The 19,920-nt window shown below is 70.9% G+C and carries 20 protein-coding genes and 1 riboswitch; of the genes, 12 read left to right on the top strand and 8 right to left on the bottom strand.

Annotated elements, in window-relative coordinates; genetic code table 11:
• Positions 1–204 precede the first annotated feature (204 nt).
• Positions 205–1,872, top strand: coding sequence for a diguanylate cyclase CdgB (gene cdgB, locus E2E34_RS16550; RefSeq protein WP_138902681.1), 1,668 nt, complete (start codon positions 205–207; stop codon positions 1,870–1,872).
• A 110-nt stretch (positions 1,873–1,982) separates the two neighbouring features.
• Complete coding sequence (locus E2E34_RS16545) at positions 1,983–2,987, top strand: carbohydrate-binding protein (protein ID WP_138902680.1); 1,005 nt, start codon at positions 1,983–1,985, stop codon at positions 2,985–2,987.
• A 10-nt stretch (positions 2,988–2,997) separates the two neighbouring features.
• On the opposite strand, the gene E2E34_RS16540 is transcribed toward E2E34_RS16545, so the two are convergent.
• The 4 genes from E2E34_RS16540 to E2E34_RS16525 form a co-directional block, all read right to left on the bottom strand.
• Positions 2,998–3,849, bottom strand: coding sequence for a class II fructose-bisphosphate aldolase (locus tag E2E34_RS16540; protein ID WP_138902679.1), 852 nt, complete (start codon positions 3,847–3,849; stop codon positions 2,998–3,000).
• A gap of 34 nt (positions 3,850–3,883) precedes the next feature.
• Positions 3,884–4,810 (bottom strand): 1-phosphofructokinase family hexose kinase, encoded by a 927-nt coding sequence (locus E2E34_RS16535; protein ID WP_138902682.1) that lies wholly within the window; start codon positions 4,808–4,810, stop codon positions 3,884–3,886.
• Positions 4,811–4,972: 162 nt separating this feature from the next.
• A complete protein-coding gene (nagA, locus tag E2E34_RS16530) occupies positions 4,973–6,118 on the bottom strand; it encodes an N-acetylglucosamine-6-phosphate deacetylase (RefSeq protein WP_138902678.1) in 1,146 nt (381 codons plus the stop codon).
• Complete coding sequence (locus E2E34_RS16525; RefSeq protein WP_138902677.1) at positions 6,118–7,089, bottom strand: ROK family protein; 972 nt, start codon at positions 7,087–7,089, stop codon at positions 6,118–6,120. The genes nagA and E2E34_RS16525 overlap by 1 nt, the downstream gene beginning before the upstream one ends.
• Before the next feature lie 249 nt (positions 7,090–7,338).
• Between E2E34_RS16525 and E2E34_RS16520 the strand changes: the two genes are divergently transcribed.
• From E2E34_RS16520 to otsB, 3 genes are all read left to right on the top strand, one after another.
• Complete coding sequence (locus E2E34_RS16520) at positions 7,339–8,553, top strand: ABC transporter substrate-binding protein (protein WP_138902676.1); 1,215 nt, start codon at positions 7,339–7,341, stop codon at positions 8,551–8,553.
• A 22-nt stretch (positions 8,554–8,575) separates the two neighbouring features.
• Entirely contained in the window at positions 8,576–8,839 is a 264-nt protein-coding gene (locus E2E34_RS16515; RefSeq protein WP_138902675.1) for a DUF3263 domain-containing protein, read from the top strand.
• Positions 8,840–8,917: 78 nt separating this feature from the next.
• Positions 8,918–9,787 (top strand): trehalose-phosphatase, encoded by an 870-nt coding sequence (gene otsB, locus E2E34_RS16510; protein WP_138902674.1) that lies wholly within the window; start codon positions 8,918–8,920, stop codon positions 9,785–9,787.
• 51 nt (positions 9,788–9,838) lie between these two features.
• Here otsB and E2E34_RS16505 read toward each other — a convergent pair whose 3' ends face one another.
• The gene (locus tag E2E34_RS16505) at positions 9,839–11,233 is read right to left on the bottom strand and encodes an alpha,alpha-trehalose-phosphate synthase (UDP-forming) (protein WP_138902673.1); all 1,395 of its coding nucleotides are present in this window, start codon (positions 11,231–11,233) and stop codon (positions 9,839–9,841) included.
• A 67-nt stretch (positions 11,234–11,300) separates the two neighbouring features.
• Positions 11,301–12,251: a glucosyl-3-phosphoglycerate synthase gene (locus tag E2E34_RS16500; RefSeq protein WP_138902672.1), complete on the bottom strand. Its 951-nt coding sequence runs from the start codon at positions 12,249–12,251 to the stop codon at positions 11,301–11,303.
• A gap of 177 nt (positions 12,252–12,428) precedes the next feature.
• Positions 12,429–12,556, top strand: a riboswitch (SAM riboswitch).
• Between E2E34_RS16500 and thrC the strand changes: the two genes are divergently transcribed.
• From thrC to E2E34_RS16475, 5 genes are all read left to right on the top strand, one after another.
• Entirely contained in the window at positions 12,550–13,872 is a 1,323-nt protein-coding gene (gene thrC, locus E2E34_RS16495) for a threonine synthase (RefSeq protein ID WP_386707690.1), read from the top strand. Its footprint overlaps the riboswitch before it by 7 nt.
• Positions 13,869–14,144, top strand: a complete 276-nt coding sequence (locus tag E2E34_RS16490) for a MoaD/ThiS family protein (protein ID WP_138902670.1) — start codon at positions 13,869–13,871, stop codon at positions 14,142–14,144. Before thrC ends, E2E34_RS16490 begins: the two co-directional genes overlap by 4 nt.
• 448 nt (positions 14,145–14,592) lie before the next feature.
• Positions 14,593–14,796 (top strand): cold-shock protein, encoded by a 204-nt coding sequence (locus E2E34_RS16485; RefSeq protein ID WP_005315736.1) that lies wholly within the window; start codon positions 14,593–14,595, stop codon positions 14,794–14,796.
• 317 nt (positions 14,797–15,113) lie between these two features.
• Positions 15,114–16,736, top strand: coding sequence for a chaperonin GroEL (groL, locus tag E2E34_RS16480; RefSeq protein WP_138902669.1), 1,623 nt, complete (start codon positions 15,114–15,116; stop codon positions 16,734–16,736).
• 197 nt (positions 16,737–16,933) lie between these two features.
• Complete coding sequence (locus E2E34_RS16475) at positions 16,934–18,106, top strand: S8 family peptidase (protein WP_138902668.1); 1,173 nt, start codon at positions 16,934–16,936, stop codon at positions 18,104–18,106.
• Between the two features lie 71 nt (positions 18,107–18,177).
• Here E2E34_RS16475 and E2E34_RS16470 read toward each other — a convergent pair whose 3' ends face one another.
• Complete coding sequence (locus E2E34_RS16470; RefSeq protein WP_138902667.1) at positions 18,178–18,441, bottom strand: DUF397 domain-containing protein; 264 nt, start codon at positions 18,439–18,441, stop codon at positions 18,178–18,180.
• On the bottom strand, positions 18,425–19,264 hold the full coding sequence (locus E2E34_RS16465) for a helix-turn-helix domain-containing protein (RefSeq protein WP_138902666.1): 840 nt from the start codon (positions 19,262–19,264) through the stop codon (positions 18,425–18,427). The genes E2E34_RS16470 and E2E34_RS16465 overlap by 17 nt, the downstream gene beginning before the upstream one ends.
• A 115-nt stretch (positions 19,265–19,379) precedes the next feature.
• Here E2E34_RS16465 and E2E34_RS16460 point away from each other — a divergent pair, with 115 nt between their 5' ends.
• Positions 19,380–19,595, top strand: a complete 216-nt coding sequence (locus tag E2E34_RS16460) for a hypothetical protein (protein ID WP_138902665.1) — start codon at positions 19,380–19,382, stop codon at positions 19,593–19,595.
• On the top strand, positions 19,592–19,813 hold the full coding sequence (locus E2E34_RS16455; protein ID WP_138902664.1) for a hypothetical protein: 222 nt from the start codon (positions 19,592–19,594) through the stop codon (positions 19,811–19,813). The genes E2E34_RS16460 and E2E34_RS16455 overlap by 4 nt, the downstream gene beginning before the upstream one ends.
• The last annotated feature ends 107 nt before the right edge of the window (positions 19,814–19,920 follow it).

Below are 19,920 nucleotides of genomic sequence, written 5' to 3'. Positions count from 1 at the left end.
AGATCTACACTTATGCGATCGTCGGCAGCGTCAGATGTGTATAAGTGACAGCCCTCTGACGTGACTTGAGTCACAGAGCCGAGTATTTGCTGACCCTGTGTACCGGGTGGGCAGCTCGCTGTGATTCAGTGGCCGTGATACTGCAACAAGTGCGGCGATTGAGAATCCTGGAGTTGCTGTCGAGGTCTCGGGGAGAGCGAACACATGGAGGCCGAGTCCGAGCCCTACGTCCGCCTGGCGACGCTGCGGCAGCTGCACCAGGTGGTCGCCGACCTGAACCGGGCCACCAGCCTGGCCGACACCCTCCAGGCCGTGGCCGACGGCGTCGTCGCCGGTCTCGGGTACGAGCTGGCCTGCGTGAACCTCGTCCAGCCCGACGGTGACCTGGTCATAGCGGCCTTCGCGGGCAACCCGGCGGCCGAGGCCCTGATCACCGGCCGCGTCGGCTCCCGCGGCTCCTGGGAGCGCCGCCTGTCCATGGGTGAGGCATGGGGCGACCTGCGCTTCATCCCGCACACCGAGGGCTGGGTCCTCCTCGACGACGACGTGCCCCAGTGGCACACGGACGGCCCCGAGCCCCGCTTCGCCGACGAGTGGCATCCGCACGACCGCCTCTACGCCCCGATGTACGCGTCCGGCGGCGGCCAGGAGCTCCTCGGCGTCATTTCCGTCGACCGGCCCCGCAACGGCCGGCACCCCGGCGCCTGGGGGCAGGAGGCGCTCCAGATGTACGCGTCCCAGGCCGCCATTGCGATCAGTAACGCCCGGCTTCGCGCAAACATGCAGCGCGCCCTGGTCCGCCTGGAGCGTGAGCAGCAGGCCCTGCGCGCCAGTGAGGAATCCTTCCGCCAGGCTTTCGAGTACGCGCCCAGCGGCATGGCCATCGCCGAGATGGGCGGCGACCAGCACGGGCGGCTGCTGCGGACGAACGACGCGTTGTGCCGGCTTCTGGGCCGTCCCGCCTCCGCGATGCGCCGCTACTCCTTCGCCGACCTCGTCCACCCCGAGGACATCGGCACCCTGCTGCGTACGTCGGCCGAGGGCGGCCGGGCCGAGCTGCGGCTGGCGCGCCGCGACGGCACGTACGTCTGGGTGTCGCTGCGCAACTCCGTCGTCGCGGACACGACCGACGGGCCGCGCTTCCTGCTCACCCACGTCGAGGACATCGAGGAGCGCAAGCGCCACGAGCTGCACCTCGCCCACCGCGCCTCGCACGACTCGCTCACCGGCCTGCCCAACAGCGCCGAGCTGCGCTCGCGCCTCGCGGCCCGGCTGTGCCGCCGCCCGCACTCCGTGCGCGCCACGGCGGTGGAGGCGCTGGACGCGGCGTACGGCGAACCGTCGGCGGCGGCGGTGCCCGAGCACGACTTCGACTACAACCCGCACACGGACGCGGGCTCCTTCGACCACCACGTCCACATGGTCGCGCCCACCTCGGAGGGCGCGGGCCAGGGCGCGGGCGTCGACGACGGCACGAAGGGGCTCGCCGTTCTCTTCTGTGACCTGGACGGATTCAAGTCGATCAACGACCGCTTCGGGCACCACACCGGGGACGCCGTGTTGATCGAGGTCGCCCGCCGTCTGACGACGTGCGTGCGGGACGGGGACACGGTCGCCCGGCTCGGAGGTGACGAATTCGTCGTTCTCGCCGACGGCCTCGGCAGCGCGGACGCCGCCGACCTCGCCGTACGCTTGCGAAACGCCATCATTCCGCCCATCCGGGTCGACGGCCGGGCGGTCCGCGTCGGAGCGAGCTTCGGTATCGGCTGGGCGAGCTGCGGGATGTCGGCGGACGAGGTGTTGCAGTCCGCTGACCAGCGGATGTACGTGGAGAAGCGCTCCCGCGCCAAGGTTCACAGGCGCGCGGGCTGAGAGACCCCTCACTACCGCACTGTGGTCTTCGCCAAACCTTCGGGTTGCCCGTTCGGGGTAGGCTCGCCGGGTCGGCGACGGCTGGCGAACATGGTGAGGAGTGACCAGGGATGACTGCCGCGAACAACGGCACGAGCACGCCTGAGGACGACGATCCGTTCGGCTACCTCTACGAGGACGGGCAGGCGGCGGGCGCCGTTCCGCCCCGCTCGGGCGGCTACGGCTACCCGGGTCCGGCCTCGCAGCCCGGGGTGCCCAGAACTTCGTACAACCAGGTGCGTACGGTCGGTGAGCGGCAGTACGGGCAGCAGCAGCACGGCCAGTACCAGCAGCAGTACGGCCAGCAGGTGCCCCAGCAGCAGGCGCACGGCCAGCAGAACTACAGCCAGCCCAACGCCCATTACGCGGCCCCCGAGACGCAGCCCGGCGGCGCGCCCACCCGCCCGGTGGCGCACTCGCACTCCGGTGGCGTCGGCGGCCGCGGTGGCGGCCCCAACACCAAGGGTCTGCTGATCGGCGCGGTCGCGGTGGTGGCCGTGGTCGTCATAGGGATCGGCATCGCCCTGCTGACCAGCAACAACGACGACGCCAAGGGCACCCAGGCCGGTGACACGGGCGGTGGCGGTACCAGCACCGGCGAGACGGTGAAGCCGAGCGAGGACCCGAAGGACGAGCCGAAGGAGCCGGCGGCCAAGCTGCCCAAGAAGGACGCGGCGCTGCTCCAGCTCTCTCCCGGCCTGTCCACGGACAAGACGGTTCCGGGCGCGAGGTCGTCCAGCGGCGCGTACGTGCCGCTGAACACGCCGGGCGCCTCGGCGACCTGGACGGTGAAGGTGCCGAAGGCCGGGGCGTACACGCTGTCGATCGACTACGGCGTGCCCGGCAAGGACGCCAAGACGTCGCTGACGGTCAACGGCAAGCCGCACGGCGGCGGGCTGAACATGAAGAACTTCGCCCACGCCGAGGAAGGTGCCTGGGACAAGGGCTGGACCAACACCTTCGCCTGGGTCAACCTCACCAAGGGTGAGAACACGTTCGTGATCTCCTGCGGCCAGGGCGACCAGTGCGAGGCCAACCTCGACCGGCTGGAGCTCAAGGCCGGTCACATCCAGTGATCCCCGTGCCCTAGGGGCTCATCAGCCCCAGGAAGTGCGCCACCGTCCCGGTCATCGCCTCGCGAGCCGGGACGAGGTACTTCCTGGGGTCGACCGTCGCCGGGTTCGCGGTGAGGTACCCCCGCACCGCGCCCGTGAAGGCCGTGTTCAGGGCCGTGCCGACGTTGATTTTGACCATGCCGGCCGCGAGGGCCCGCCGGATCTCCTCGTCCGGTACGCCCGACGAGCCGTGCAGGACCAGCGGGGCAGGTACGGCGTCCCGCAGGGCCGCGATCAGGTCGTGGTCCAGGGTCGCCGTCCGGTCCGTCATCGCGTGCGAGGAGCCGACGGCCACGGCGAGGGCGTCGACGCCCGTGTCCGCCACGTAGGCCGCCGCCTCCGCGGGGTCCGTCCGTACGCCGGGGGCGTGGGCGTCGAGCGGGGGCTCGCCCTCCTTGCCGCCGACCTTGCCCAGCTCCGCCTCGATCCAGATGCCGCGCTCATGGCCCCAGCGGACCGCTTCGGCGGTGGCCTTCACGTTGTCGCCGTAACTCAGCTTCGAGGCGTCGAACATCGCCGAGCTGAAGCCCGCCGGGTGGGCCGCGCGCAGCAGTTCCACCGACTCGACGTGGTCGAGGTGGAGGGAGAGCGGGGCGGCCGAGGCGCGGGCGACGGCCGTGGCCGCCGCCGCGACGGCGGTGAGGTCGCCGCCGTGGAACTTCACCGCGTTCTCGGAGATCTGGAGGACGGCGGGTGCTCCCGCCCGTTCCGCGCCGGCCGCGATCGCCTCCGCGTGCTCCAGCGTGATGACGTTGAAGGCGGCCAGGCCGCGGCCCGACTCCCGGGCTGCGGTGACGAGTTCACCGGTGCTGACGAGTGGCATGCGATCCCCTGGTGCTGATGGTGGGAGTGCTCGGTCACGCCGCCGTGGCGTGTTCGGTGACTTCGACCCGCGCCAGCAGGTCTTCGTACGTCGTGACGTCGAACTCGCCCGCCGCGGGGGCCGCCACGGTCGCCGCCGACAGCGCCACCGCCCGCGCCAGGCGCTGCGGCCAGGGGAGCCCTTCGACCAGCCCCGAGAGCAGCCCGGCCACGGCCGAGTCGCCCGCGCCCGTCGGGTTTCCCCTCACGCGCGCGGGCGGGGCGGCCCGCCACAGGCCCTCGGGGCCGGCGGCGAGCAGGCCGTCCGGGCCGAGCGAGGCGACCACGGTGTGCGCGCCCCGGCGGCGGGCGTCGTGCGCGGCGCGCAGGGGGTCGCGGGAGCCGGTGAGCCGGGCGAGTTCGTCGGCGTTGGGCTTGACCAGGTCCGGGCGGGCGGCGATGCCCCGGCGCAGGGGTTCGCCGCTGGTGTCGAGCAGTACGGGGACGCCGGCGGCGCGGGCGCGGCGGATCAGTTCCGCGTACGCGCCGACGTGGATGCCCGGGGGCAGGCTGCCGCAGAGGGCCACCGCGTCGGCGCCGCCGAGGAGTTCGGCGTACGTGGTGAGGAAGGCCGCCCACTCCTCGGGGGTGATGGCGGGTCCGGGTTCGTTGAGCTGCGTCGTGTCGCCGGTGGCGGCGTCGACGACGGCGACGGTGCGCCGGGTGCGGCCGGCTACGGGGACGAGCGCGTCGACGGGGGGCAGGGGGGCGAGCAGGTCGCGCAGGACCGCGCCGCAGGGGCCGCCCGCGAATCCCGTCACCACGGTGTCGTGCCCGAGGGCCGCCAGTACGCGGGCGACGTTGAGGCCCTTGCCGCCGGGGCGTTCGGCGACGTCGGTCACCCGGTGGGAGGCGTGCGGGGCGAGGGCCGGGACGCGGTAGGTGATGTCGAGTGCGGTGTTCAGCGTGACCGTCAGGATCACCTGTGCCACCCCCGTGGAAAGGCGCCTTCACCAAGGGCCTACCGTCTGCCGTCTGTCGGGGTGATCATGCCAAAAAGAAAGCGGTTGGCCCAGGGCTCCGGGCCAACCGCTCTGTGTCGCTTTGATATCAACTGATGGTGAAATCACCCCACTTGGGGTTACTTAGGGTTCAATCACCCAGGCGCCCTTGCGCATCACGCCCTTGAGGGTGAAGTCCGCGTCCAGTACCACCAGGTCCGCGTCCTTGCCCGGCTCCAGCGAGCCGACCCTGTCGTCGACGCCGAGCAGGCGGGCGGGGTTGGCGGAGACGGACCGTACGACGTCCTCGACGGGGAGGCGGTCGATCGTCACCGCGCGCTTGAACGCGGTGTCGAGCGTGAGCGTGGAGCCCGCGATCGAGCCGCCGTCGACGAGGCGCGCGACGCCGTCCCTGACCTCGACGGCGAGCGGCCCGAGGTCGTACATGCCGTCGCCGAAGCCCGCCGCGTCCATCGCGTCCGTGATGAAGGCGACCCGGTCCGCGCCCGCCCGGTGGTACGCCAGTTCCAGCGCGGCCGGGTGCAGGTGGGTGCCGTCGTTGATCAGCTCGACGGTGATCCGCTCGTCCTCCAGGAGCGCGGCGATCGGGCCGGGCGTGCGGTGGCCGAGGGCCGGCATCGCGTTGTAGAGGTGCGTGGCGACGGTCGCGCCCGCCTCGATGGCCTCGACGGTCTGCTCGTACGTCGCGTCCGTGTGGCCGATCGCGGCGATCACGCCGTGCTCGGCGAGCAGCCGCACCGAGTCGATGCCGCCGGGCAGCTCGGTGGCCAGCGTGACCATCTTCGCGGTGCCGTGCGCGGCGTCGATCAGCTTGCGGACCTCCGCCGGGTCGGGGTCGCGCAGCAGGTCCTCGCTGTGCGCGCCCTTGCGGCACGGCGAGATGAACGGGCCCTCGAAGTGGATGCCGGCCAGGTCGCCCTGCTGGACGAGTTCGGAGAGCAGCGCGGCCTGCCGGGCGAGCACGTCCATCTCGCCGGTCACCGTGGAGGCGGCGATGGTGGTGGTGCCGTGCTCGCGGTGCGTCCGTACGCCCCGGAGCACGTCCTCGGCGGTGCCGGAGGTGAAGGAGGCGCCGCCGCCGCCGTGTACGTGCATGTCGACGAAGCCGGGCACGATCCAGTGGCCGGACAGGTCCACGGCCGGGGCGTCCGCCGGGGCGGCGCCGGCGATCCGGTCGCCCTCGACGATGACCCTGCCGTTCTCCACGGTCCCGGTCGGCAGCACCACCCGGGCGCCGGAGAGAACCTTGCTTGCAGCGCGTCCGGCCATCAGGCGGATACCTCCGTGGCTTCTTCTGTGGCGTGCGTGGGGTCCGCGGTGTCCGTGGCGAGAAGGTCCCAGGCGAGGAGTCCCGCGCCCAGGCATCCGGCGGTGTCCCCGAGGGCCGCCGGAACGATGAGGGGCAGCTTCTGGAACGTGACGCGCTCCGCGACGGCCGCCCGCAGGGGTGTGAACAAGGTTTCCCCGGCCTCGGCCAGCCCGCCACCGATGATCAGCGTGCGGGGGTCCAGGAGGGTGAGCGCGGTGACGAGCCCGTCGGCGAGCGCGCCGATGGCGTCCAGCCACACCGCGCGGGCCCGGGGGTCGCCCGACGCGACGGCCTTCGCGCAGTCGGCGGCGTCGGCGTCCGGGTCGCCGGAGGCGGCGGCCCAGGCGGCGGACACGGCGGAGGCGGAGGCGAGGCGCTCCAGGCAGCCGCGCTGGCCGCAGCCGCACGGGATGCCGCCGGGGCGTACGACGATGTGGCCGATCTCGCCGGCGTAGCCGTGGGCGCCGGACTCGATGACGCCGTTGATGCCGATGGCGCCGGCGATCCCGGTGCCGAGCGGTACGAACAGGAACCGGTCCGCGCCCTTGCCCGCCCCGATCCGGCCCTCGGCGAGGCCGCCGGTGCGTACGTCGTGGCCGAGCGCGACCGGCACGCCGCGCAGCCGCTCGCTGAGCAGGGCGCGCATGGGCACGTCGCGCCAGCCGAGGTTGGCGGCGTACACCGCGATGCCGTTCTCGGCGTCGACGATGCCGGGCACGGCCACACCGGCGGCCGAGGCGCTCTCGCCGTACCGCTCCTCGCCGTACGCCCGCAGGTCGGCGGCGAAGGCGGTGATCGTCTCGACGACGGCCTCGGGCCCCCGCTCCCTGCCGGTGGCCCGGCGGGCCTCGTGCAACAGTGCGCCGTCCGCGCCGACCAGCGCGGCCTTCATCCCGGTGCCGCCCACATCGAGGGCGATGACGTGTTTCACGGGAACAGTCTCGCGCGTCGACCCAGGAAAGGTCTAGTCCACTCGCGGGTCCTGTCGCGTCCGTGTCGTCACCCCTGCGTCGCGCGGGCGTTGACCGGTGTTGCACAAGTGAGACCGCACTGGTGTAGACCGCCCGCCGCAGCCTGGGGGAAAATCGCAGCTCATACGTATGTAGGACAACGAATCGGGTGGGAAAGAGCTGTGCACCGGCGTTTCTTGGGTTGGACCGCGACCGTGGTAGCACTGGGCATGACAGTGGCCCTGGCGGGTTGCTCGGGCTCGGACGGCGGTGACGTCACACTCACGCTCGTGGCGGCGGACTACGACCCCGAGGGCGGCGACAGCACCAAGCGGTACTGGGACGGTGTCGCCGAGGCGTTCGAGGCCGAGAACAAGGGCATCAAGGTCGACGTCACCATCCACGACTGGAAGGACGTCGACCGCGAGGTCGCCGAGATGGTCGAGGCCGGCAAGGCCCCCGACATCGCCCAGATCGGCGCGTACGCCGACTACGCCGCCGACGGCAAGCTGTACTCGGCCGACGAGATGCTCTCCATCCCCGTCCAGGCCAACATGCTCGCCCCGCTGGCCGAGGCGGGCGAGGTCGGCCGGGTCCAGTACGGCATACCGTTCGTCGCCAGCACCCGCCTGCTCTTCTACAACCAGAAGCTCTTCACCCAGGCCGGCCTCGAACCCCCCAAGACGTGGGACGGCATCGAGACGGCGGCCAAGGCGCTCAAGGCACGCGGCGTGAAGTACCCGTTCGCGCTGCCCCTCGGCAACGAGGAGGCGCAGGCCGAGACCATGATGTGGATGCTCAGCAACGGCGGCGGCTACACCGACTCGGTCGGTACGTACACGATCGACTCCGAGCAGAACGTCGAGGTCTTCGGCTGGCTGAAGAACACCCTCGTGGGGGAGGGGCTGACCGGTCCCGTCGCCCCCGCCGAGCTCGACCGCAAGCCCGCCTTCACCGCGTTCGCCAACGGCGAGGTCGGCATGCTCAACGGCCACCCCTCGCTCCTCCAGCAGGCCGGGAAGAAGGGCGTCAAGGTCGGGATGGTGCCGCTGCCGGGTCCCAAGGGCAAGGCGCGGTCGAGCATGGGCGTCGCCGACTGGATGATGGGCTTCAAGCAGAACGGCCACGCCGGTGAGATCGGCAAGTTCCTCGACTTCGCGTACAGCGACGAGAACGTGCTGAAGTTCGCCGACGAGTACGACCTGCTGCCGGTCACCGTCTCCGCCTCCGAGGCGATGAGCGCGGACCCGGCGCACAAGAACCTGTGGCCGTTCCTGGCCGCGCTGCCCGAGTCGACCCTCTACCCGGTCGGCAAGACCTCGTGGGCGAAGGTCAGCGAGAGCGTCAAGAAGCAGATCGGCACGGCCGTCGGCCCCAACGGCAACCCGACCGGGACGCTGACGGCGATCGGCCGCGAGGCGTCGGCGATGGAGAACGCCGAATAGGGCGCCGCTCTAGACTGCTGATATGCCTAACGCCCCGGACGATCCCGCCGACGCCCCCGCCGACGGGCTGGGCGAGCGGGATCGCGCCGTGCTCGCCGTCGAGCGGCGGTCGTGGCCGGGGCCCGGGGCCAAGGAGCGGGCGGTGCGGGAACAGCTCGGCATCTCGCCGACCCGCTACTACCAGCTCCTCAACGCCCTGCTCGACGATCCGCGCGCCCTGGCCCACGACCCCGTCACGGTCAACCGCCTGCGCCGGGTCCGCGACGCCCGGCGCGAGCGCCGCTGAGGCGCGGCCGTTGGCCGAGCGGCCGGTGGGCGCGGGGCCCGGTGCCGAGCGGAGCCGCCGCCGGTAGGGTCAGGGGGCATGGGCAGCCAACCGCAACCGCAACCGCACCCCCTGCCGACCGCGTTCACGCCCGCGACCCCCGCCGGCCGTGACGGCCTCGCCGCGCTGCTGGCCGCGCCGGACCGGGCGCTGATCGCCCTCGACTTCGACGGCACGCTGGCCGACATCGTCCCCGACCCCGAGCAGTCCCGCGCGCATCCCGGCGCGGTGGGGGCGCTCGCCGCCCTCGCGCCCCGGGTCGCCTCGGTCGCCGTGATCACCGGCCGGCCGGCCGGTGTGGCGGTCCGTTACGGCGGCTTCGCCGGAGTCCCGGGTCTCGAACACCTCGTCGTACTCGGCCATTACGGCGCCGAGCGCTGGGACGCCGTCAGCGGGACGGTCCGCGCGCCCGCCGCGCACCCCGGCGTGCAGGCCGCACGCGCCGAACTCCCCGGGTTCCTCGACGGCATCGGCGCGTGGCGCGGCTCGTGGATCGAGGAGAAGGGGCAGGCCGTCGCCGTGCACACGCGCCGGGCGGAGGACCCGGTGCGGGCGTTCGAGTCGCTGCGCCTGCCGCTCGCGGAACTGGCGGCCCGCCACGGCCTGATCGTCGAACCCGGCCGCCTGGTACTGGAGTTGCGCCCGCCCGGCGTCGACAAGGGCGTGGCGCTCGCGGAGTACGTCCGGGAGGTGGGGGCGGGCTCGGTCCTGTACGCGGGGGACGACCTGGGAGACGTCGCCGCCTTCTCGACGGTGGAGAAGCTGCGCACGGAAGGGATTCCGGGCCTGCTGGTGTGCAGCGGGAACGAGGTCCCGGCCCTGGCGGACCGCGCGGACCTGGTGGTGGACGGCCCGGCGGGAGTCGTCGCGCTCCTGACGGCGCTGGCGTCGCCCCCCGCCGGGACCTGACCCGCGGGCGCGGGCGGGGTTCGCCCGCGCGGGGCGTTCGAGGGCCGGGGCCTAGCCCTGCGTCAGGGCCGCGAGCTGGTCCAGGAACCACGCCGTCGGAGGCAGTGCCGTGGACGCCGCGGCCAGGCGCTTCGTGCGCTGTGAGCGTTCGGCGGGGTCCATCGTCAGCGCCTCGTGCAGCGCCGTCGCCGTCGCCGTCACGTCGTACGGGTTCACCACGATCGCGTCGGCGCCGAGCTCCTCGTACGCCCCCGCCTCCCGCGACAGGACCAGTGCGCACCCCGCGTCCGAGACGACCGGGACCTCCTTGGCCACCAGGTTCATGCCGTCCCGGATCGGGTTGACCAGCGCCACGTCGGCCATCCGGTACGCCGCGAGCGAGCGCCCGAAGTCGTCGTCGAGCTCCATCAGCACCGGCTGCCAGTCGTCCGTCCCGTACTCCGCGTTGATCTCGTCCGCGAGCCGCCGCACCGCCGCCGTGTACTCGCGGTACACCGCCAGGTCCTGCCGCGAGGGATAGGCGAAGGCGATGTGCACGACCTGGCCGCGCCACTCGGGCCGGTCCGCCAGCAGCTGCCGGTACGCGAGCAGGCCGCGGACGATGTTCTTGGACAGTTCCGTACGGTCCACCCGCACCACGGTCCTGCGCCCCTCCCCGACCCGCTCCCGCAGCCGGACGATCCACTCGTTCACGTCCTCCTGGTGCGCCCGCTCCCGCAGGAAGTCCGCGTCCGCGCCCAGGCCGTGCACCCCCACCGCCGTACCGTCCAGGGCGTCCGCGCCCAGCACGTCCACCGCGCACGCGGCGAACGCGTCCGCCCAGCGCCGGGTCAGGAACGCCACCCGGTCCGCGCCGAGCAGCCCCCGCAGGAGCCGGCGCGCGATGTCGTCCGGCAGCAGGCGGAAGTAGTCGACCGGCGCCCACGGCGTGTGCGTGAAGTGGCCGATCCGCAGGTCGGGGCGCAGCTCGCGCAGCATGCCCGGCACCAGGCACAGGTGGTAGTCCTGCACCAGCACCGCCGCGCCCGGCGCCGCCTCGGCGGCCAGCGCGTCGGCGAAGGCGCGGTTGTACGTCTCGTACGCCGCCCACTGCCGCCGGAACTCCGCGTCGAAGGCCGGCTCCAGCGGCGTCTGGTAGAGCATGTGGTGGACGAACCACAGCACGGAGTTCGCGATGCCGTTGTAGGCGTCCGCGTGCACCCCGGCGTCGATGTCGAGCATCCGTACGCCCGCCGTGCCCGTCCCGCGCCGCACCGCCTCCCGGTCGCCGTCGCCGAGCGCCGCGCACACCCACAGCGAGTCGGCGTCCGACCCGATCGCCGAGAGGCCCGAGACGAGTCCGCCGCCGCCCCGCTTGGCGGCCAGCGTGCCGTCCTCCCGGAGCGTGTACGAAACCGGGCCGCGATTGGAAGCGACGAGAACCTGTGCAGCGCGCTCGGAGACCATGTGGCGAACCTAGCCCGTCCGGGAAGCCCTCAAACGTGCGTACGGCTCACACCGGCCACAGCGGCGCTCAGGCCACCCGCCGCGTCGCGTACTCGTCGATCTCGCACATCGGCGGCCGCTCCTCCGTGTCGACCGCGTGCGTGCGCGGTACGAAGCCGAGCCCGTCCGAGCCCCGCTCGAACTGCGTCAGCGCCGGCCGCACCAGGTTGCCGCGCGCCAGCCGCAGGTGGGCCGTCCGGTAGATCGTGGCGGCCATCCGCCCCAGCGCCTGCCCGTCCTGGTGGCGGTGCTTGCGCACGCCGACGTCGACCTGGGCCAGCGCGTCGAGGCCGACCGTGTGGAGGGAGTCGACCAGAAGCCCCAGTTCCACTCCGTAACCGACCGGGAAGGGCAGCCGTTCGAGGAGCGAGCGGCGTACGGCGTACTCGCCGCCCAGCGGCTGCACGAAGCCGGCCAGCTGCGGCCAGTGCAGGTTCAGGATCGGGCGCGCCACCAGCTCCGTCACCCGCCCGCCCTGGCCTGTGGCCTCGCCCAGCGGCCGGTCGTACATCGCCTTGACGAAGTGCACGTCGGGCTCGGTGAGGAGCGGTCCGACGATGCCCGAGACGAACGAGGCGGAGAAGTCCTTCAGGTCCGAGTCGATGAAGCACACGATGTCACCGTCCGTGACGAACAGCGACCGCCACAGCACCTCGCCCTTGCCGGGCAGGGCCGGTATCCGGGTCAGTACGGCGTCCCGGTGCACGACCCGCGCCCCCGCGGCCGTCGCGACCTGCGCCGTACGGTCCTTCGAGCCGGAGTCGAGGACGACCAGCTCGTCCACCAGGGGCACGGCCTCCATCAGCTCGTGGCGTATCGCCGCGACGATGTCGCCGACCGTCTCCTCCTCGTCGAGGGCGGGCAGCACCACGCTGACGGTGAGGCCACGCCGCGTCTTGGCCGCGACCAGGCGGTCCAGCGGCCGGTCGGCCGTGGACCAGGACCGCAGGTCCAGCCAGCGCTCCACCTCTTCCAGCACGAGCTTTCTCCCTCGTCCGGCGAGTCGTGGCACGACCCGTCTGTGATCCATCTCGCGGTGCGGACGACTGTCTCAACCGTCCGGGGGTTCGGTTACAGTCTTGAACAACGCGGAGGACCCTCGCATCTCGGGGGGCCCGCGGGACAAACGCGCCGGGTCCCAGATCCGGTGCCACAGCGCTCATCCAGAGGGACAGAGGGAACGGCCCGTTGAAGTCCCGGCAACCATTCCGCCGACCGCGAGGTAACGGTGGGGACGGTGCCAATTCCGTCTCACGGCGAAACGCGCCGTGGGGAAGATGAGGAGAAAGGGCCTCGCCACCATGGCTGTGCAGTCTGCTGAAGCCGATGCAAGCACCACGAATTCTCTCCCCGTAGACCTGGGTCCCGCCACCGCGCTGTCCTGTCGCGAGTGCGGAGAACGATTCGAACTCGGCCCGATCTTCGCGTGTTCTTCCTGTTTCGGCCCGCTCGAGGTCGCCTACGAGCTGCCTCTCGGCGACGCAGAGCGCCTGCGCAAGCAGATCGAGGCCGGACCGGACAACATCTGGCGCTACGCGCCGCTGCTGCCCGTGCCCGCCGACGTGGCCTCCAAGCCGAGCCTGAACCCGGGCTTCACCAAGCTCGTCAAGGCCGACAACCTGGCCCGTGAGCTGGGCGTCACCGGTGCTCTGTACGTCAAGGACGACTCCGGCAACCCGACGCACTCCTTCAAGGACCGTGTCGTCGCGATCGCCGTCGAGGCCGCCCGCGCGTTCGGCTTCACGACGCTCTCCTGCTCCTCCACCGGCAACCTGGCCGGAGCGGTCGGCGCCGCCGCCGCGCGCGCCGGTTTCCGCTCGTGCGTGTTCATCCCGCACGACCTGGAGCAGGGCAAGGTCGTCATGGCCTCCGTCTACGGTGGCGACCTGGTCGGCATCGAGGGCAACTACGACGACGTCAACCGCTTCTGCTCGGAGCTCATCGGCGACCCGCTGGGCGAGGGCTGGGGCTTCGTCAACGTCAATCTGCGCCCGTACTACGGCGAGGGCTCCAAGACCCTGGCGTACGAGATCTGCGAGCAGCTCGGCTGGCGGATCCCGGACCAGCTCGTCATCCCGATCGCCTCGGGCTCGCAGCTCACGAAGATCGACAAGGGCCTGAAGGAGCTCATCGCCCTGGGCCTCGTCGAGGACAAGCCGTACAAGATCTTCGGCGCCCAGGCCGAGGGCTGCTCGCCGGTGTCGGCGGCCTTCAAGGCCGGGCACGACGTCGTACGGCCGCAGAAGCCGAACACGATCGCCAAGTCGCTCGCGATCGGCAACCCGGCCGACGGCCCGTACGTCCTGGACATCGCCCGCCGTACGGGTGGCGCGGTCGAGGACGTCGACGACGAGCAGGTCGTGGCGTCGATCAAGCTGCTGGCCGAGACGGAGGGCATCTTCGCGGAGACCGCGGGCGGTGTGACCGTCGGCGTGACGAAGAAGCTCATCGAGGCCGGGCTGCTCGACCCCTCCCTGACCACCGTCGTGCTCAACACGGGTGACGGCCTGAAGACCCTTGAGGCGGTCGCCCCGACCACGGGCCAGTCCGCCGTCATCCGCCCCAACCTGGACTCTTTCCGAGAGGCTGGCCTCGCATGAGTGTCAACGTCCGCATCCCGACGATTCTCCGTACGTACACGGAGGGCAGGGCCGAGGTCGCGGCCGAGGGCGCGACCCTCGCCGAGGTCATCGCCGACCTGGAGAAGAACCACGCCGGCATCGCGGCCCGTGTCCTGGACGACCAGGGCAAGCTGCGCCGCTTCGTCAACGTCTACGTGAACGACGACGACGTGCGCTTCGAGCAGGGCCTGGAGACCGCCACGCCGGACGGCGCCGGCGTCTCCATCATCCCGGCCGTCGCCGGGGGCTGACCGCTCCGCACACACCCGGGGCGATACCGCTTCGCGCACCGCGAGTCACGCCGATTGCCCCCTCCGCCATAGAAGCGGAGGGGGCAATTCTGCATGGTTGAGCGCGGTACAGTTGGGGAAGCCCCCTCCGTCGCCTGTGCCGGGCGCATATGAGAATGCGGCCCCGCGCGACGAGAAGCAGTCGAAGTACCGGACCGAATTGCCCGCCCATGTGCGACTTGTCCGGACCGACTTGCCCGGGAAACCTGAGAATTATTCGCTTTCGCGCGTTCCGCCGTGACCAGATTTCTCGTCGGATTGACCTGTTGCAGAGGGCAGTTGGGCAGATACATTCAGCGGCGGTCGACGCGTTCCGGCGCACGCCCTCTCCTGTCGGAGGGCGGAGGAGTCTGACCCAGAACCTGCGAAGTGCGGTTCTGTGCAAGGGCCAGTAATAGGGGAGTTAGGCATGGCTCAGGGCACCGTCAAGTGGTTCAACGCGGAGAAGGGGTACGGCTTCATCGCGGTCGACGGTGGTGCGGATGTTTTCGTCCACTACAGCGCGATCCAGATGGACGGGTACCGCACCCTTGAAGAAGGTCAGCGAGTCGAATTCGAGATCTCGCAGGGCCAGAAGGGTCCGCAGGCGGACATGGTCAAGCTCGCCGTCTGATCTCGGCGCGATCGGCCACCGACGCACTCACGCATGAAGGGTCTGTACCCCGCACCGGGTACAGGCCCTTCCTGCGTGCCCGGGCCCGGCACCGGACGTGTGTCCACATCCGAGGGGGACGCTTGCACTCGAAGGGGTCGAGTGCTAATCATTGGCGGTAGCACTGTTAGCACTCTCCCAGTGAGAGTGACAGAAGGACCGGGCCGGTGAGGCCCGCAGGCCGGGTGGCACAAGGAAAACCACCAGGCAGGCAGGCCGTCCGTCGCGGGCGCCACTCGGTCCGGAGAATCCACCCCAGTCCGGGAGGACCACTTCACATGGCCAAGATCATCGCGTTCGACGAGGAGGCACGGCGCGGTCTCGAGCGCGGGATGAACCAGCTCGCCGACGCCGTCAAGGTCACCCTCGGCCCCAAGGGCCGCAACGTCGTCCTCGAGAAGAAGTGGGGCGCCCCCACGATCACCAACGATGGTGTTTCCATCGCCAAGGAGATCGAGCTCGAGGACCCGTACGAGAAGATCGGCGCCGAGCTGGTCAAGGAAGTCGCGAAGAAGACCGACGACGTCGCCGGTGACGGTACGACGACCGCGACCGTCCTCGCCCAGGCTCTGGTCCGCGAGGGCCTGCGCAACGTCGCCGCCGGCGCCAACCCGATGGCCCTCAAGCGCGGCATCGAGAAGGCCGTCGAGGCCGTCTCCGCCGCCCTCCTTGAGCAGGCCAAGGACGTGGAGACCAAGGAGCAGATCGCTTCCACGGCCTCCATCTCCGCCGCCGACACCCAGATCGGCGAGCTCATCGCCGAAGCGATGGACAAGGTCGGCAAGGAAGGCGTCATCACCGTCGAGGAGTCGCAGACCTTCGGTCTTGAGCTTGAGCTCACCGAGGGCATGCGCTTCGACAAGGGCTACATCTCGGCGTACTTCGCCACCGACATGGAGCGCATGGAGTCGTCGCTCGACGACCCGTACATCCTGATCGTCAACTCCAAGATCTCCAACGTGAAGGACCTCCTTCCGCTGCTGGAGAAGGTCATGCAGTCGGGCAAGCCGCTGCTGATCATCGCGGAGGACGTCGAGGGCGAGGCGCTGTCCACGCTCGTCGTCAACAAGATCCGTGGCACCTTCAAGTCCGTCGCCGTCAAGGCTCCGGGCTTCGGTGACCGCCGCAAGGCCATGCTCGGCGACATCGCCATCCTCACCGGTGGCACCGTCATCTCCGAGGAGGTCGGCCTCAAGCTGGAGAACGCGGGTCTCGACCTGCTCGGCCGTGCGCGCAAGGTCGTCATCACCAAGGACGAGACGACGATCGTCGACGGCGCCGGTGACAGCGACCAGGTTCAGGGTCGCGTCAACCAGATCCGTGCCGAGATCGAGAACTCCGACTCGGACTACGACCGCGAGAAGCTCCAGGAGCGCCTGGCGAAGCTGGCCGGCGGCGTGGCCGTCATCAAGGCCGGTGCCGCCACGGAGGTTGAGCTCAAGGAGCGCAAGCACCGCATCGAGGACGCCGTTCGCAACGCGAAGGCGGCCGTCGAAGAGGGCATCGTCGCCGGTGGTGGCGTGGCGCTGCTGCAGGCCACGGCCGTCTTCGAGAAGCTCGAGCTCTCGGGCGACGAGGCGACCGGCGCCAACGCCGTGCGTCTCGCGCTGGAGGCCCCGCTCAAGCAGATCGCCGTCAACGGTGGTCTCGAGGGTGGCGTCATCGTCGAGAAGGTGCGCAACCTGCCGATCGGTCACGGCCTGAACGCCGCGACCGGCGAGTACGTCGACATGATCGCCGAGGGCATCATCGACCCGGCGAAGGTCACGCGTTCCGCTCTGCAGAACGCCGCGTCCATCGCCGCGCTGTTCCTCACCACCGAGGCCGTCATCGCCGACAAGCCGGAGAAGGCGTCCGCGCCTGCCGGTGGCGGCATGCCGGGCGGTGACATGGACTTCTGATCCGTCACACAGGATCAGCGGTTCCATCGCCGTACTGACGTACGGACCGAGGGCGGCACTCCCACTGCGGGGGTGCCGCCCTCGGGCGTTTCGCGTTCACCCACTTCGGTGCAATTACCTAAGGTGTTCAAACCACCACACCGAGTGATTGCACTTGATCGTTTCTGCATGGTGCCATCAGGACCATGCCACATCCCATGAGGATCGCCCTCGCGGCCGCCGTCACGGCCGTCCTGGCGACCGTAGGCCCCTTGTCCGCCTCGGCAGCGCCGTCCGCCCCGGCGGAGCGTTCCGACATCGCACCCCTGCACCTCTCGGATCAACCCGTACCCGGCCAGTACCTCGTGTCCGTGAAACCGGCGGCGGACGTCGCCAGTGCGGCGAGCCAGGTCGGCGTCACCCCGTTGTACAGCTTCAAGAGGGTGATGAACGGCTTCGTCGCCAAGCTCAGCGAGGCCCAGCTCGCCAAGGTCCGCGCGGACCCCAACGTCGCGGCGGTGGAGCAGGACGCCAAGGTCACGGTGTCCGGGCCGGCCGCGTCCTGGGGCCTGGACCGCATCGACCAGGAGGACCTGCCGCTCGACGGCCAGTTCAACGCCACCGCGACCGGCGCCGGAGGCGTGGCGTACATCCTCGACACCGGTATCGACTACGGCCACAGCGAGTTCGTGGGGCGGGCCAGATTCGGCTTCGACGCGTTCCCGGAGGAAGGGCTGTTCGGCAGGGACTGCCAGGGCCACGGCACCCACGTGGCGGGCACCGTCGGCGGCCGGACGTACGGCGTGGCACGCCAGGCCGACCTCTACAGCGTCCGGGTCCTCAACTGCGAGGGCACCGGCAGCAACGCCACGATGATGGCCGGGCTCGAATGGGCCGCCTCGCACGCCGCGCGCGACCCCGCGAAGCCGGCCGTGCTCAACGGCTCCCTCGGCGGCCCCAAGTCGCCCATGGTCAACGCCGCCGCCAACACGCTCGCGGCCAGCGGCGTCCTGCCCGTCATGGCGGCGGGCAACGACTCGAAGGACGCGTGCGACGTCTCCCCGGCGTCCGCGGAGCGCGTGGTCACCGTCGCCGCCTCGGACCAGGCGGACGCGGAGGCGCCCTTCTCCAACCACGGCTCCTGCGTGGAGCTGTACGCCCCCGGGACGGCCATCGTCTCGGCACGGTTCGGCGGCGGCAGCGTAGCCCTGAACGGCACGTCCATGGCCGCCCCCCACGTGGCCGGCACCGCCCTGCTCTACAACACCACCAACCCCACGGCCACGACGGAGGAACTCGCCGCCTGGCTCGACACCACGTCCACCAAGAACACGCTGTCGGGCGTCACCCCGGGCACGCCCAACAAGCTCCTGTTCACGGGCGGTCTCTGACCCCCGACGGTGGCAGCCTGCCCTCCGCCCCCGGCTCCGGGTGGAGGGCAGGCGTCGTCGTGCGTCCGGGTCTACCGCCGCTTGAGATCCGCGACGAAGGCGGACCAGGCCGAGGCCGGGAAGACGAGGACCGGGCCGGTGACGTTCTTGGAGTCACGTACGGGGACGATGCCGGGGTGGTCGTCGGAGACTTCGAGGCAATCAGCCCCATCGCCGCCGCTGTGCGTGGACTTGCGCCAAGTGGCGACCTCCAGGCAGTCGCCGCCGCTGCCGTCGCTGTAGCTGGACTTATGCCAGGTCGCCGCGCTCAGGTCATGCTCAGGGCTGATCTTCATGCGCGTAATCCTCCGCCACTGATGTGATCAGGGCCAGGGATTCCTTGGGTGACAGCGCCATGGCCCTGACCAGATCGTAGGCCAGTTGGTGGCGAGTGACCGTGGCCGGGTCATCTTCCAGCTGCCCGGCCCCCGGTCCCTGGAGGTAGGCAAGCGGGGGCGCGTCCTCGAAGGTCATCAGCTTGAGGGCGCCGTCCATGGCCGCATGCGCGCCCGCCTCGAACGGCAACACCTGCACGATGATGCGGTGGCAGCGGACCATCGCCGCCACGTGGTGCAGCGCCCCCGCCATCTCCACCCGCTCGCCGACCGTCCGGCGCAGTACCGCCTCGTCCAGAACCACCCACAACAGCGGCTTTGTTGGGTCGTCCAGCAGGCGCGCCCGCTCCAGCCTCGCCGCCACCAGGCCGTCGATCACCTCCTCGGTCGCGGTCGGCTGGTAGGCGCGGAAGATCGCCCGCGCGTACGGTTCCGTCTGCAACAGGCCCGGGATCAGTAGCGGCGCGTACTCCTTGATGGCCGTCGCGATCGCTTCGGCCTCGGCCGCTTCCGCGAAGTGGTCCGGGTACTTCGACTTCGTCGACGCCCGGCAGTTCCGCGCGAAGAATCCGCCCGTCTCCAGGATCTCGTCCATCTTCACGGCGTACTCCGGCATCATCCGCCGCGTACCCGCCTCCAGCTGGCCGATGAACGAGCCGCTCACGAACAGCGGCTGGCCGAGTTCCTCCTGGGTGAGACCCACCTTCTCGCGCGCGTGGCGGAGTTCCGCGCCCAGGAGAGCGCGGGGAGAGGACGAGGGATCGAGGTCCTTTGGACCGGGCATGGCAACTCCCTGTCGTACATATGGGGTTGTTGGGCCGCCTTCGGCCCCAGATTAGTGCGCGATCGGCCACTCTGTGTGAGGAAAGCGAACACTCAGCGTGTGGAGGTGCCTGGACATGGTGGTGCGATCGCCGGAGCGGCTGCGGGCCGCGGAAGAAGTGGTGGCCCAGTTGCGCAAGGGCCTCGGAGGGGTGGACGTCACGCTGCCGTCGCTGCGGGTGGACGTGGTGTCGCTGGCGAGCGAGGCTCCGTATCCGCTGGTTGACCTGGGGCGTTGCAACCTGGACACCGCGATGCGGCTCGCCGCCCTCCTCCAGGCGCTGAAGCCGTGAGCCCGGACGAGGCGCCGGAGCCGGGGGCCTACGCCGTGGACGTCCGGGACGGGCGCGTGGGCCGGGTCATGGGCCGGGTGGGCACTTACGTACAGCTACGACCGCCCGGCGGCGGCAAGGAGTGGGACTGTCCGCCGGACGACGTGCGGCCGGTCGCGCTCGGGGAGGTGCTGAGAGCGCGGGTGAGAGAGATCAACGCGGAGGGGCGACTGCCGTGAGACGCGGCGCGCAGGAGCGGCACCCCCTGTTCCGGGGTGCCGCCCTCGGGTGCGGTGGGTGAGGGGTGGTCAGAACGCGGCGGGTGCCTTCTCGGGGGCGCCCGGAG

The sequence above is a fragment of the Streptomyces albidochromogenes genome (genome assembly GCF_005981925.1).
GTDB classification, from domain to species: Bacteria; Actinomycetota; Actinomycetes; order Streptomycetales; family Streptomycetaceae; genus Streptomyces; species Streptomyces albidochromogenes.
This window is presented reverse-complemented; position numbering and strand designations above follow the sequence as displayed.

What these genes read in the sequence shown, in the direction of transcription:
- E2E34_RS16520 (WP_138902676.1), top strand. Translation starts at nt 7,339, where the DNA reads ATGACAGTGGCCCTGGCGGGTTGCTCGGGCTCGGACGGCGGTGACGTC.
- E2E34_RS16490 (WP_138902670.1), top strand. Translation starts at nt 13,869, where the DNA reads ATGAGTGTCAACGTCCGCATCCCGACGATTCTCCGTACGTACACGGAG.
- E2E34_RS16475 (WP_138902668.1), top strand. Translation starts at nt 16,934, where the DNA reads ATGAGGATCGCCCTCGCGGCCGCCGTCACGGCCGTCCTGGCGACCGTA.
- otsB (WP_138902674.1), top strand. Translation starts at nt 8,918, where the DNA reads ATGGGCAGCCAACCGCAACCGCAACCGCACCCCCTGCCGACCGCGTTC.
- cdgB (WP_138902681.1), top strand. Translation starts at nt 205, where the DNA reads ATGGAGGCCGAGTCCGAGCCCTACGTCCGCCTGGCGACGCTGCGGCAG.
- E2E34_RS16460 (WP_138902665.1), top strand. Translation starts at nt 19,380, where the DNA reads ATGGTGGTGCGATCGCCGGAGCGGCTGCGGGCCGCGGAAGAAGTGGTG.
- E2E34_RS16485 (WP_005315736.1), top strand. Translation starts at nt 14,593, where the DNA reads ATGGCTCAGGGCACCGTCAAGTGGTTCAACGCGGAGAAGGGGTACGGC.
- E2E34_RS16540 (WP_138902679.1), bottom strand. Translation starts at nt 3,849, where the DNA reads ATGCCACTCGTCAGCACCGGTGAACTCGTCACCGCAGCCCGGGAGTCG.
- thrC (WP_386707690.1), top strand. Translation starts at nt 12,550, where the DNA reads ATGAGGAGAAAGGGCCTCGCCACCATGGCTGTGCAGTCTGCTGAAGCC.
- nagA (WP_138902678.1), bottom strand. Translation starts at nt 6,118, where the DNA reads ATGGCCGGACGCGCTGCAAGCAAGGTTCTCTCCGGCGCCCGGGTGGTG.
- E2E34_RS16505 (WP_138902673.1), bottom strand. Translation starts at nt 11,233, where the DNA reads ATGGTCTCCGAGCGCGCTGCACAGGTTCTCGTCGCTTCCAATCGCGGC.
- groL (WP_138902669.1), top strand. Translation starts at nt 15,114, where the DNA reads ATGGCCAAGATCATCGCGTTCGACGAGGAGGCACGGCGCGGTCTCGAG.
- E2E34_RS16465 (WP_138902666.1), bottom strand. Translation starts at nt 19,264, where the DNA reads ATGCCCGGTCCAAAGGACCTCGATCCCTCGTCCTCTCCCCGCGCTCTC.
- E2E34_RS16545 (WP_138902680.1), top strand. Translation starts at nt 1,983, where the DNA reads ATGACTGCCGCGAACAACGGCACGAGCACGCCTGAGGACGACGATCCG.
- E2E34_RS16515 (WP_138902675.1), top strand. Translation starts at nt 8,576, where the DNA reads ATGCCTAACGCCCCGGACGATCCCGCCGACGCCCCCGCCGACGGGCTG.
- E2E34_RS16470 (WP_138902667.1), bottom strand. Translation starts at nt 18,441, where the DNA reads ATGAAGATCAGCCCTGAGCATGACCTGAGCGCGGCGACCTGGCATAAG.